This window comes from Flavobacterium sp. HJ-32-4 (genome assembly GCF_022532105.1).
Taxonomy (GTDB): Bacteria; Bacteroidota; Bacteroidia; order Flavobacteriales; family Flavobacteriaceae; genus Flavobacterium.
In genome coordinates, this window is the sequence record NZ_CP092832.1 from 3176634 (window position 1) to 3189983 (window position 13350).

Below are 13350 nucleotides of genomic sequence, written 5' to 3' on the forward strand. Positions count from 1 at the left end.
GAAATCTACATACGTGATTTAAGCCATTATCACTTACGGACTGTAATTTCTACCGGGCAGACGTCCGCAGCATCATCGCAATATCCGCGGGCAATAGCTGGCGGGCGCTTTCAATCTGTACGTCCGTTTGGTCTTTTTTGGTTCCCCTAAGCGCATGGACGTAGTTACAATATAGATAATACATAAGCACCCTGTTACACTCATCAAGGTCGGCGTCGGCCATCATCGTCTTCATACGTTCCTCGAACACCGTTTTGTCCTTGCTTTCGGAAATGGCACGTCCGAGGCGGGAAATATTTCCAAAATAGTGGTTGGATGCCGGATCTTCGACCCGAAGCGCAACCCCCAATAGCAGGGTGGGGACGTCTATATCCAGTACCTCCAGCTCTTTTATATACGTCTGTCGGCCTTCCCACGCCCAACTGCCATCGCTTACGCGGGATACATTGTCGTTCATGATATCAAGGTGTGACCGAAGGAACACTTCCCACTTTGTGGTTTCGGCCGACAATTGCGCGATATTCATCGCATGGACTCTCGGTCCTTGATCCATACTGCAGCCACCCACGACAATCCGGTTTCTTTTGAGAAACAGTGCCTCTTCGGGTCGGCCGTATCGTACCATCAGGACTTCTAACTCACCGTTTCCGACGCGGCGTGCCATCATCTCAGCAACTGCTTCTTCATATAAGGGTTTGAATTTCGGATCGTATTGCATCAGCGAATCGATTCGACCATATTTTTTACGCTCCCAATCCTCTAAACGGTTAAAAAACGCCATTTGCTCGCTCTCGGACTCCTTGCTTTCCTCCATGGCTGCCTTTAGCTGCCTCTCCATTTTCTTCCGCTGTTTTCTTGACATCTTTTTTCCTTCGATTTCAACAGCAAGTGCCAGGGTATCGACGGCAAATGGACGAGCCTCATATTCAGGGCGTTTCAAGACAGTCCGGATGTAATCAAGGCATGCCATCACTTTCACTGCCGAAGAATCGGAATAAAAGTAGCGTTCTTGCGCCGTTTTCAGGAAAACCTGCGCGGTGGTATCAACGAGACAGTCGGAATACGCCACCATGGCCGCGTAGCGCGCCGGAAGCGGCCTGCTCACGCAGTCTTTCTTCAAATAAAAGGCATCGAGCCTTTCGTCGGAGTAACTGGTTTTCTCGTGATATTCCCAAATCCATTTTCCGGTAAGGTCTCCTTCAGGAAAGACGACTCCTTCATCGTCGGCCTCTATTTTATTGCCACCTTTCTTACCGAGATCCATTGAATAAATGAACCTACGATTTCCTTCATCCGATTCTCTCACACCGATTGTAACCAACACATTGGGCTCGGGGGAGGCACTTGGAAACTCAGACAATAGCCGATCAAAGGTACTACCGGACTGCAATCGTTTCAATGCCCGCTCCGCCTGCTTCCCGGTAATTGAAAAAAAGTCGGCACGCCCCTGCCGTATGCCTTTGAAAGAGGGGTATGCGACACAGGACTTATACTTGAGATTCAGTGAGTCGACGATGTGCTGCAGCTTTGAAATTGCCTGCGGAGAATAAATCAGTCCATTGTCATACGTCTGGAACTCACCTTCCTGGGCAGATAGTGGGTTGACCGATAATAAAAACACGAAAAGGAGAGAAATCGCTTTCATATACAGCATTTTACGTATTAACTATATTATCTCCTCTATAGTATACGCCTGGCCATTAAATTCAAAAGTGTAGTTTGGATCCTTCCCCATGAGCCAGCTCGCGAGCGGTGCCGAAGGCGAAACAGCCATGACGTTCAGGTTCCCAATCCGTATTTTGGGCAATGCACAGGCGATAAAAAGATAGAGACCGTTTACCTTTACGATGCTGCCCAACGCCACACGGGTTGGAATGCCTGCCTGTCGTATCCGATCAAGAATGGCCTTCTGCTCTAAACATTCGGCGAGTTTGCGGTTGATTTTCTCCTGCTCGATGTGCATCATCGACAAAGCGGTTTCGTGTTTATCGCCGGCCGACCCTTTGGCGTCGTTACGCGAATCTTCCGACAAGGCGTCAATCATATCGCGGAAGGCATCGATGCGATCCTGTACGAGTTGCTGATAGTGTGTGAGTACGTGTTCCCTGAAATCCATAAAAAAAGGCCGTTTGAAGCGGCCTTGTAAATGTGGTGATTGTTTATCAGAAATCAAACTTGTAATTCGCACCGGCCATCACCTGGAAGGATTGCACCGGATAATACAACCATTTTTCATACGCCTGATTGGCGATGTTGTTGAGTTTCAGGAAAGCCGACCAGCGCTCATTATGACGGTAACCCAGGTGGGCATTCGCGTCGAAATACGGATCGAGCGACACGCTGGTGCCGGTGTTGTCGATGTCATAGCGTTCTCCGGTGTAGAAAATCTTGAATCCGGCGTACCATTTCGAGGTGATGTCGACATCCAGTGATGTGCCGAGTTGCAAAGTGGGAAGGTTCGGCACATCGTCATATCCGTCGGCGTCGTAGGCGCTGAACGTCCCGTTGAGTCCGAATGACACGCTTTTTGAGAACTCGGCCTTTATTTCACCAAAGAACCGGAACGTCTTCACGTCGTTATAGTCTACTGCAAAAGCATTCCCATATTGATACCCTTCACGATCAGGATCGATGGTTACGGGTGGCAGCAACGAACTATGGACAAAAAGTGCCTTGTTTTTCTCATTAAGGAATGAACCGCGTACGTTGTACGATACCGTACTGGCTAATTTCCCTTTCAATCCGGCGAAAAGGTCGTACTGCCGATCGGTTGGTGCCAACACCACTCCGGGCAGGATGAACGGGTTTTCAGCGGCGAAATCGCGGTAGGTATTCTGTTGCATCGTGCCTTCAGCCCCGGCATAGAACACCATTAGGTCGCCCACCACCTTCAACGAGGCGTTCAGGGCCGGATACAGCGCGAATTTGCTGTCGGTGTTCTCCATATCCGCACTATAGAAGGCCGCGACACCCAAATCAATCGTCCAGTCGTTGCGGCGGATCGTGTAGGAAGGCTTCGCGCCGAAGTTCGTATAGCCGAAATCACCGAAGGTAGCCGTCGTAGCGCCCAGGTAATCGACTACGAGATCGAGTTTGAGGGCACTTTCGCCCATATCGAACGCAAACGACGGTTTCAATACGATGCGATTTTCCGAGGCATCGTAATCGCTCCAGAAACGGTCGTACTTAATCGAGGCTTCCTTGAAAAAGCCGCTGTTCATCCGCACGCGGGTGCCGGCATACAGTTCGTTGAAAGCATGTTGGGGATCGACCGTATCATATAAATCGGGCACGATATTCTCAAGTTCGCGGTCAACGCCATACCAATTATAGGTACTGGTCTTGAAACCCGCGTCGACATTCCAGGTCATGTTGTCGGCATTGTAGCCGTACCCGAGGTCAAGTGACGTATCGGAGAATTTATCTTCCAGACGCGCTTCTTTGATACCTCCCTGGGACGAAAAATGGCGTAACATCCCGCCTACATAACTATTATCATCGATTGCGTGGTTGACAAACAATTCAGCATTGGCATTGGAATAATTGCCGAAACCAAGCGTCAGGTAGTTGGCAAACAGGCGCGCTTTTTCTTCTTTGTCAACAGACGCGGCGCGCCCTTTGGCGGGTGTAAAGGTCGAGGCTACGGGGAACGAGAAAATCTGGTACTTGATTTCCTCTTTGTCGGTCGTTTCCTCGTCGTCGAGCACTGGGGTTTCCTTCACTTTGAACGCATCTGAAATGGTGGGGGTATAGGGCTTGACGACGTTTACGACTTCCGTGCCGATGTTCTCGTCTTTCTTCTGGGCGGATACCAGTGCGGTTCCGCCTAACAACATTGCTACTATATAAAAAGGTCTGAGGGTCATGTGTGTGGTTTTGGCGGTTAGTTCTGCTGGATCGAGGCGTTGGTTTTGGCTTCCTCGGCTTTGATACGGTCGAGTTCGGCTTTCGCTTCTGCGATGACATCCGGGAAGTCGGTAAAATTCTTCACGACGCTGTCGAGGATATACGTGGCATTGAAACTGTCTTTCAAGCCATAGAAATTCTTCGCCATGACGATGAGTCCCTTGCCGGAGAAATACCGGTAGCCGGAATAGTTCTTCGTCAGTTTCTCGACCGAGGCGTTGGATGCTTCGAACTTTCCGTCTTTGTTTTTGTAGAAGGCATCGTAGTATTGGGCTTCTGCGGCTACCTCGCCTTTGGCAATGGTAAGCAGTTTCGCATACGCCGCCCGTGCTTTGGCCTCGTCACCCGAATTCACGGCCGAACGGGCCACGATGATTTGTGCATCGCTTCGCACTTTGTCGTCCATCTTCGGGTTGGCCAGTACTTTCTCGGCCGAGGTCACGGCGTTTACGAAGTCATCTTTCTCATAATACGACTTCATCAGGTTGGCCTGGGCGAAGGTGACGTTTTGTGGAAACTCCGCTTCCGCTTCCAAACGTTTCAACACCGGAATCGCTTTGTCGTAGGACTTTTGCTTCAGGTGTATCTCGGCCAATCGGGCTAATGCCTGTTCGGTGAATTCGCTTCGGGGTTTCGCTATCACAAACTCATAGTTCGGGATGGCGTTGGTTTCCAATCCGTCGGCATAATACAACTGGGCCAGGTAGAAATTGGCGTTCAGGGCATGCAATCCGTTCGGGAACTTCGCCAGATAACCGGAAAAGCCCGAGATGGCCGCCTTGGCGTTGTTTTGCATATATTGTTTTTCGGCCGATTCGTAGGTGTCGTTGTCGAGTTCGGCGTCGCTTACTTCTACATACGACAGGGTGCGCACCCATGCGGCGTATTCGTCTACATGGCCGTTATCGACGTAGATGAGTCGTGCAGTCGAAACCGCCTCCAATGCTTCGGGCGTATTTGGGTATTCGGATGCTACCTGCTTCAGTTTCACGAGGGCCTGCGCATCGTTATCGGCGTTGTAGTAGATGAGTCCCTGACGCAGGATGGCCTTGGCGCCGTACGAACTGTTCTTGTATTCCGATGCCAGTTTTTCGTAGGTCTTGACCGCTTCAGTCGTTTTCTTTTCGGCGACGTAGGTGTTGCCCAATTCAAAAAGCGCGTCGTCGCGGTATTGCGATTTCGGAAAGGCGGTTATGAATTTGTTCAGGTCGTCGATTTTCTTCTCGTTGCGGCCTACGAAACCATAGCTGATGGCTTTCTGGAACGCGGCATAATCGGCATCGATTCCTTTCATTTCGATGGCTTTGTTATACGCCTCCATAGCGGGCCAGTATTTACCCGTTACAAACTGGCTGTCGCCGAGGCGCAGGTAGGCGTCGTTGAGGCGCACCTTGTCGTCGGTTGGTTTGCTGACATACGCCTGGAAGTTGGCGGCTGCCTGGTCGTATTCCTTTTGTTTGAAATAGGCATAGGCCAGGTTGTAGCTGCTGTTTTTGAACTCGGGCGTCGTTTTCGCCTCGTCGAACTGCAGGAATTGTTTGAAGCTCAGCAGCGATTCGGCGAACTGGTCAAGCACGTATTCGGTTTCGGCTTTCCAGAAGGTGGCGCGGGCCGTGAACTTAGCGTCGCCGGGTGTTGCAATCGACTTCTTGAACATCGCCAGGGCGTCCTGGTAACTACCATCGGTGTGGAGTTCGAGTCCACGGTAAAACGTCACTTTCTTGTAGGCCGCCTTATTGGAAACCGTTTTGTTTTTCTCCAGAAGCGCGAGGGCTCCTTTATAGTTTTTCGAGGTGATGAAGGAATTGACCAGCAGGTTCTCGATTTCCGGACGGTTCGGGTTGGCCGGATATTTGTCGATGAACCCCTGCAACACATCCGGGATGGGTTGGTAGGAATTGCCGATCTCATAGCTCAGTTTGGCATAGCTCAACCAGGCATCTTCCTGGATCTTGGCATCAAAATCCATTTCGGATGCATTCTTGAAGGCGTTGAGGGCCTGCTGCTTGCGGTCGGTCTTCATATAGCTGTCACCCAAATGGTAGTAGGCGTTCTGGGCGACACCGTCTTTCCCGTCGATGATTTTATTGAACTGCGAAATGGCATTTTCGTAGTCTTTTTGCTGGTAGTAGGCGTATCCGAGGATGTAGTAATCGGTATTCGTCCACTTGCCCTTTTTCCCTTTATATTCCTTCAGATACGGAATGGCCTCGGCGTATTGCTTTTGGTTGAAGTAACTCTCGCCGATGATTTTGTTGAGTTCCGACTTTTCGGCCGGCGTCGATTTCACCATGGCGGTCTTGCCCTGCTCGATGGCTTTCGCGAAGTCGCCTTTCTTGAAGCTCATGTCGGCCTGGAAATACGACATTTTGTCTTTGTATTTCTGCTGGTCCTCCACCTGTTCGAACTGACGGCTTGCCTCTTCGTAGTTATCCGATTCGTAGGCCATAAAGCCGAGGTAGTACTTGGCCTGTGAGCCGTATTCTTTGGAGTTCGAGACTTTATTGAGATAGGCCGTCGCCTGTTTTTTGTCTTTGGCAACGAAATACGAATAGCCCTTCTGGAAGTTATAGCGATCCATTTGACCGGCGGTCAGCGTGCTTTCGTCTACTTTGTCGTACCATTCGAGGGAGGCCTTGAAATCGCCGGCATCAAAGTAATACTCCGCCACTTCCCGAAACGCCTGGTTTTGCTTGGAGCTGGTGGGATAGTTGGCCACGAAGTCTTCCATCAGGCGATCCGCACCAGGCTGCTCGAGTCGGATGGCACAGTTGGCGATATAGTAAGCACAATCGGCCTCTACTTCCCCGGAAGGGTGCTGGTCCCGGGCTTTTTCGAAAAGGCGTTGCGCCGACTGGTACTGCTGGTCGCGGTACAACTCGAGGGCGCGGTCGAATTCTTTAGTGTCGGGTGAATAGATGGCGGACTGCTGGGAGAACACCGGCAGGGAAGCCAGTCCTGCCATCAGGGCGATGAGCCGCGTTTGGATGCGCATTTGTGTGTGGTTTTTCAAGAATTAGGAATGAGGAGTTTCGTTTTAGGAATAGTCATACGGTAGCGGATGAGTGAGAGGCGTCGTCTATTCACCTATCGGACACTACCGTCAGTGTCAGATTTGTCACCATTTGATACTTTATCCATACTTTATCCATACTTTATCTATACTCTATCTATGCTTTATCCCCTTTTTGTATGACCTACAAAACGAGGGGTAACACAATCTGTTTTCGTCATTACACAAAATTTCAAATATAACATTTCCTCTATCATAAACGGGGGACCGTCTGTCTTTAGTATGCACAATCGACAGTGGATAACCCTCGAACGCAGTAACGGTCTTTATTTTAAACTATTATCGTCCGACAGGTCCGGAGGATTTGGATTTTGCGCCCATCCACCCTATTTTTACCAAAAATCTCCCTCATGCCTGAAACGGTCTTATTCCTCGAAAACGTCAGCATCCTACAGGAAAAGAAAACCATCCTATCGGACGTAAACCTCACCGTTCGACAGGGTGAATTCATCTACATCATCGGGCGCACCGGATCCGGGAAGAGCAGCCTCATGAAAACGCTGTATGCCGACCTGCCGCTTGAAGAAGGCAGCGGTTCGATCGTAGGGTTCAACCTTTCGAAGATGAAGGAGAAAGATATTCCGTTCCTGCGACGGAAACTGGGCATCGTTTTCCAGGATTTCAAGCTGTTGCCCGACCGTTCGGTAGAAGACAACATGCTGTTCGTTTTGAAGGCGACGGGCTGGAAGGAAAAAGAGGAAATGCAACGGAAAATCGACGAGGTATTGACCGAAGTCGACCTGCGTGGAATGGCACATAAAATGCCACACCAGTTATCCGGAGGCGAACAACAGCGGGTAGCTATTGCCCGGGCCCTGCTCAACGATCCGGAAATCATCCTGGCAGACGAACCGACCGGAAACCTCGACCCGCAAACGAGTGTAGAAGTACTCAATACGCTTCGGAAAATCAACGAGAGCGGCAAGACCGTCATCATGTCGACACACGATTATGCGGTGTTGCTTAAATTCCCGTCTAAAACGCTTAAGTGTGAGAACGGGACGCTTTTCGAAGTCGTACAGAAAACTGTATAAGCCGGCGGTACTTCCAGATGGTCGCCAGTAACAGGAGGTAAAACGGATACAACGGCACCATAAAGCGGTCGCCTTGTCCGCAGGAGATACCCGATAAGGCCACCGTATACACCACGATAAATGCCGCCACGACGACGTAAAACGGGAAACGTCGCCATCGGACCAATACCAGTAACGAGATTGTGAAGCCTATCACCGTCAACACCCGGTTTTGCCATATCGAGACCGTATACAGTATCGTTCTCCCTCTCTCAAACGCCGGAGTATGTCGTTCGTTTTGGCAGTCTTTGATGGCATACGCGCCATGGGATGTGTTGTCTGACAGGTTGCCCATATAGGCTTTCACCACATACGGAAAACGGTGCCGGAGTTGCTCTTCCAGGTCGTTGGTGGCCAATTTTTTTTGCTCCATTGGTGTCAGGGAAAACAAGTACTCGGCGCGTGGATTGTGTTCCTGTGAATACGTTTTTCCCTCCGCTTCGCACACCGCCCGTGACAAAAGGTAATTGTGCAGTGTCACCCCATCGATGTAGCTGATGGTGTAATTCCCGAACTCATACCGCAGGCCGCCTACTTGTATCGCAATCAAGAGGAAACTCCCGTATAAGGGCCATGCGATCCGGCGGCGCCACAGTTTCCACAATGTCGGTGCAAACCATAGAACAGCGGCAATGGCGAGAAACATACTGGCGGGCTTTACCAACATACTGGCGGTGACCAGGGCGAGTGCCCAGACAAGATGCCGCAGGTTGCCACTGGCTTTATACGACTGTACCAGGCCCACAAATCCCACCAGGCAAAGCGTGAAGATGGACTCGGCCAACAGGTGGAACGCCAGCACGGCGCTGCCCGGCAACAGGAAAAAACAGCCCGCACACCAGAAGGCACGTTTTTCGCCCAGAATAGGTCGCAGTTGCAGCAATAGCAACAAAGCCGTAGCGAGCCAGCATCCGGCGTTCAGCCAAAAACTCCACTCCAATACCGCGGCGTCGCCTCCTCCAAACAGATACGGTAAACCGTTGAGGAACGCCATCAGGATAGGACGATACGGGTGTCCGCGGTGATACAGAAACAGGTTCCGGCTGGCTTCCAAATAGTTGCCGGCATCCGGATACAAGAAGGTTTGTTGGTCAAGTTGGAGCAGCCGATTATACACGATCAAAACCGCCACACCTGCCAACAGCAAGAGCAGTGGGTATCGGTAGCGCGACGCAAGTTCCTTTATCGACATCGCACAAAAATAACCAAATAATTGCGCGGCCTTGGCTGAAAACGTAGCTTTGTCGAAAGCGTACTACATGCCTGACACGACTCTTTCGATCGTCATACCCGCCTATAACGAGGGGCGCACCATCCACCGTATTTTGGATAAAGTGCGGGATGTGACCCTGCTGGCCGGATTCCAAAAAGAGATCCTTGTCGTCAACGACTGCTCTACCGACGACACGGCGGAGGCCATCGCGCGGTACCAGGCGACAAATCCGGATACGCCGATACGGTATTTTGCGCACCCGGTCAATAAGGGAAAAGGCGCGGCTCTGCACACCGGTATTGCAGAAGCGACCGGCGCGTATATCGTGATCCAGGATGCTGACCTTGAATACGATCCGCAGGAATTCAACATTTTGCTCAAACCCGTGGTCGACGGTTTTGCGGATGTGGTATATGGTTCCCGTTTTATGGGCGGTCGCCCGCATCGTATTTTGTTTTTCTGGCATACCATCGGCAACCGCTTCCTGACGTTTCTTTCGAATATGTTCTCTAACCTCAACCTGACGGATATGGAGACCTGTTATAAACTCTTCGACGCCCAGATGCTGAAAAGCCTGAATTTACAGGAAAAGCGCTTCGGTTTTGAACCGGAAGTCACGCAAAAAATCGCCCGAATTCCAAGGGTCCGGATTTACGAAGTGGGTATTTCGTATTACGGCCGCACCTATGAAGAAGGCAAAAAAATCAACTGGAAAGACGGCCTTCGTGCCATCTACTGCATCCTGAAATACGGTCTTTTCCGCTGACATGCTGTCGATCCTGATTCCGACATACCACTACAATGTCTATCCGCTGGCGCAGCAAATGGCCCGAATGGCCGACGCCGCCTCCATCCCGTATGAAATCATCTGCCTGGACGATGGTTCGGGTGGTTTTCGGACGGAAAACGGGAAAATCAATGAACTGCCCCATGCCTCCTTCTCCGAACTGGAAACGAACATCGGACGAAGTGCCATCCGGAACCTGTTGGCCCGAAAGGCACACTATGAAAATCTCCTGTTTCTCGATGCCGACGTCCTGCCGCAAGCCGAAGATTTCCTGCAGCGGTACCTTCCCTATCTCGACGGTACCGACAAAATCGTCTACGGTGGTATCCGCTACCAAATCGAGCCGCCGGCAAAAGAGCAACAGTTGCGGTGGGTCTACGGTATGGAACGGGAGGCGCTTGATGTAGAAACACGTCAAAAACACCCGTATCGCTCCTTCCTCACCTTGAATTTCCTGACGACGAAATCGGTGCTGGCGACGGTGCCTTTTAATGAGGCGATACCCAATCTGCGGCACGAAGACACCTTGTTTTCGTATGAACTGTCAGAAGCGGGTATCCCGATCCTGCACATTGAAAATCCGGTGTGGCACCACGGACTCGAAAACAGTGTGCGCTTCCTCCAGAAATCGGAAGAAGCCGTGGTGGCCTTACAGTCGCTCGTAACCGGCGGATTGCTGCCTTCCTCCTATGCCCGTTTGTCGGCGGTGTATACCACTCTCTCCCGATTCGGCTTGCGGTTTCTTTTCGCCACGGCCTATCGGTTGGGGCGCCCTGCACTTCGCAAGCAGCTATTGGGCACGCGCCCTTCGATGCGGCTGTTCGACCTCTACCGACTTGGTTATCTTTGCAGTATAAAAAAAGCGTGATGCCTCTTTTCTCCGTCATCGTGCCGTTATTCAACAAGGAAGCGACTATCGTTCGCGCCCTTCGAAGTATTTTGGCCCAGGAGGAAATGGATTTTGAAATCATCCTGGTCAACGATGGTTCGACCGATGGAAGTGTCGCACAGGCCAAAAAGGTAGACGACCCGCGCATTCGTTTTTTTGAAACAAAAAACCGTGGCGTCTCGGCAGCACGGAACCTGGGTGCGGAAAAAGCGACCGGGAATCTCCTTGCCTTTTTGGACGCCGACGACATTTGGGAACCCCATCATCTTACCGTACTCAAACAATTACGCCGCGATTTTCCGGGATCGGTCCTGCTGGCAACGTCCTATCGAATTTTTTATAGGGAAGGACATGTCGTCACCCCTCATTTCGACAACCTGCCGAACGGATGGTGCGGTGTGCTCGACGATTTCTTCGCGACCAGTAGGGTATTTCGGGTAGCATGGACCTCAGCGGTGGCGGTTCCGACAGACGCTTTTCGCTTAAGTGGCGGCTTCAACACCGCCTTTGCCATTGGGGAGGACACCGATCTTTGGATCCGGCTCGCTCTCTCGGGCCCGGTGGCCTTCTGCAACCTTCCTTCGGCCACGCACCGACTTGATGCGCAAAACCGCGCCGGTAAACGACCCATCGCCTCGGTACCGCATGCTACGTTCACGGGCTATGAAGCTGAAGAACAGAAGCGTCCGTCGGTGAAGCGATTCGTGGATGTATACCGGATAGAATTCGCCCTCAAACACCGGGTAGCTGGGCGGGTAAACATCGCGAAGCAGTATCTGGAAGCGGTCGATCCGGCCCATATTCCCTGGCGTACTAGGCTATTGCTGGCACTACCGGTGGGCGTTTTGAAAGGGTTATATGCTTTGAAGAAATTCCTGGAAAGAAAGCGGGTAGTCGTCTCTGCCTACCGCTGAACATATGCCATAAAGGCGTCAAAGTCGCGGATGTAGTCGGTTTCGTCAAATTCCCCTGACGAAAACACCAGACATACAGAACCCGCCGAAAAATTTTCCAATTCACGCCAGATATTCGAGCGGATGAGGAGTCCACGATCGGGTTTGTTCAACGTCACCGTGCGGCTTTCCGTTCCGTCATTCAAGACCACATCAAAGCTGCCGGATAACGCGACCAGCATCTCGCACTGTTCTTTGTGGGCATGACCGCCGCGACGCGCACTGCTGGGTACATCGAACAGGTAGTACACCCGGCGGATGTCAAAGGGAAACGTGCCTTTCTCGACCACAGCGATATTACCGCGGTAGTCTTCTATTTTGGGAATCTGGAGAAGTTCGATGTTCATTTACAAAGCGAGATATTCCAACCATTGCGGCCCGATGATTCGGATGTCGAAGCGGGTCACCGACGGACGGGCGTTTTGACGGCAATTGTCCTGCAAGGTACTATTTTCCACCATTTCATTGAGTGCTTCCGTGAACTTCGCAAAATCCTGGTCGGGAACCAGTCGGCCGTTCACGCCATCTTCGACTATCTCTGACGGGCCCGACGGGCAGTCGAAAGACACCACGGGCGTGCCGCAGGCCAGCGACTCGACCAAAATATTGGGTAACCCCTCGTTGCGACTGGTCAGCAGCGTGCATTCGGCGCGGGAGAGGAAGGCATAGGGATTATCGACAAAACCCGGAAAGACCACCTTATCGGAAAGCCCGAGTGATTGGACCAATGCGATTAAGTCGTCACGTTGTGGCCCATCGCCCAGCAGTACGAGTCGGATATTTTTTTCTGGAAGTGCCGAAGCGGCATAGGCCCGGATCATGCCGTCGAATTGTTTGTTGTTGTCGTGCACCATCCGTCCGACACCGATCACGAAACGTCCGTCAACTGTAATGGGCTCGTGGAGAAGCGCGTCGATTCGATCCAGTTCGATGGGATTGTAGAGCGTACGCACCCGTTCATATCCGTATTCCGACCGCACTTTCGCCTCGATCTTCGCTGACACGCAGACGATGCCATACGCGTCACGATAGAGGCTGCGGGAAAGGGAGGGAGCACCCGGGATGTACCAGTCGGTGCGGTAGCTGTGGACGGTGATAACGTAGGGCGTTCGGTATAGCATTCGGGTAAACAGCCACTCCTGCCATGGTTTGTGCTTGTTGCGAAAATCGATGATGAAGTCGAATTGCTGCTCGCGGAAATACCGGCGTAGGAAACCAAAGCGGCGTAGGAGGTCAAGAGCTCCTCCCGACTGCTTACGGGCGCCCATGTTGAGCAGGGTGCCACCGTAGCTGTAAGTGACCTGATCGATAAAGATCACGTTGTGTACATCAAGCCCCTGGGAGACAAAAAAAACCGAAAGCACCGCATGGATACGATCCGCACCTCCTGATGAAAGGCTGTTGCCGACCAGACATATTTTCGCGTGCTTCATTCGGTCCGGATCCTTTTGGTTAT

Annotated in this window: 11 protein-coding genes; 4 read left to right on the forward strand and 7 right to left on the reverse strand. The window is 51.6% G+C overall.

The features are described 5' to 3' along the window. Positions 1-49: 49 nt before the first annotated feature. The 4 genes from MKO97_RS13595 to MKO97_RS13610 are packed head-to-tail and all read right to left on the reverse strand — an operon-like array spanning position 50 to position 6901. A complete protein-coding gene (locus MKO97_RS13595) occupies positions 50-1645 on the reverse strand; it encodes a hypothetical protein (protein ID WP_241103756.1) in 1596 nt (531 codons plus the stop codon). 21 nt (positions 1646-1666) lie between these two features. Further along, complete coding sequence (locus MKO97_RS13600; RefSeq protein ID WP_241103757.1) at positions 1667-2116, reverse strand: hypothetical protein; 450 nt, start codon at positions 2114-2116, stop codon at positions 1667-1669. 46 nt (positions 2117-2162) lie between these two features. Then, positions 2163-3866, reverse strand: a complete 1704-nt coding sequence (locus tag MKO97_RS13605; RefSeq protein WP_241103758.1) for a TonB-dependent receptor — start codon at positions 3864-3866, stop codon at positions 2163-2165. Between the two features lie 17 nt (positions 3867-3883). Continuing rightward, positions 3884-6901 (reverse strand): tetratricopeptide repeat protein, encoded by a 3018-nt coding sequence (locus tag MKO97_RS13610; protein ID WP_241103759.1) that lies wholly within the window; start codon positions 6899-6901, stop codon positions 3884-3886. 428 nt (positions 6902-7329) lie between these two features. Here MKO97_RS13610 and MKO97_RS13615 point away from each other — a divergent pair, with 428 nt between their 5' ends. Further along, complete coding sequence (locus MKO97_RS13615) at positions 7330-8013, forward strand: cell division ATP-binding protein FtsE (protein WP_241103760.1); 684 nt, start codon at positions 7330-7332, stop codon at positions 8011-8013. Here the strand turns inward: MKO97_RS13615 and MKO97_RS13620 are convergent. Continuing rightward, positions 7964-9244 (reverse strand): hypothetical protein, encoded by a 1281-nt coding sequence (locus MKO97_RS13620; protein WP_241103761.1) that lies wholly within the window; start codon positions 9242-9244, stop codon positions 7964-7966. The genes MKO97_RS13615 and MKO97_RS13620 overlap by 50 nt on opposite strands. Positions 9245-9311: 67 nt before the next feature. Between MKO97_RS13620 and MKO97_RS13625 the strand changes: the two genes are divergently transcribed. Genes MKO97_RS13625 through MKO97_RS13635 form a run of 3 tightly spaced genes read left to right on the forward strand, consistent with a single transcriptional unit; the run spans position 9312 to position 11855 of the window. Further along, entirely contained in the window at positions 9312-10031 is a 720-nt protein-coding gene (locus MKO97_RS13625; RefSeq protein WP_241105532.1) for a glycosyltransferase family 2 protein, read from the forward strand. 1 nt (position 10032) lies between these two features. Further along, positions 10033-10920: a glycosyltransferase family 2 protein gene (locus MKO97_RS13630; RefSeq protein WP_241103762.1), complete on the forward strand. Its 888-nt coding sequence runs from the start codon at positions 10033-10035 to the stop codon at positions 10918-10920. Next, positions 10920-11855: a glycosyltransferase gene (locus tag MKO97_RS13635; protein ID WP_241103763.1), complete on the forward strand. Its 936-nt coding sequence runs from the start codon at positions 10920-10922 to the stop codon at positions 11853-11855. Before MKO97_RS13630 ends, MKO97_RS13635 begins: the two co-directional genes overlap by 1 nt. Here MKO97_RS13635 and MKO97_RS13640 read toward each other — a convergent pair. Together MKO97_RS13640 and MKO97_RS13645 are read right to left on the reverse strand one after the other, a co-directional pair. Beyond that, a complete protein-coding gene (locus MKO97_RS13640; protein ID WP_241103764.1) occupies positions 11846-12241 on the reverse strand; it encodes an FdtA/QdtA family cupin domain-containing protein in 396 nt (131 codons plus the stop codon). The genes MKO97_RS13635 and MKO97_RS13640 overlap by 10 nt on opposite strands. After that, positions 12242-13327 (reverse strand): glycosyltransferase, encoded by a 1086-nt coding sequence (locus tag MKO97_RS13645; protein WP_241103765.1) that lies wholly within the window; start codon positions 13325-13327, stop codon positions 12242-12244. Positions 13328-13350 lie beyond the last annotated feature (23 nt).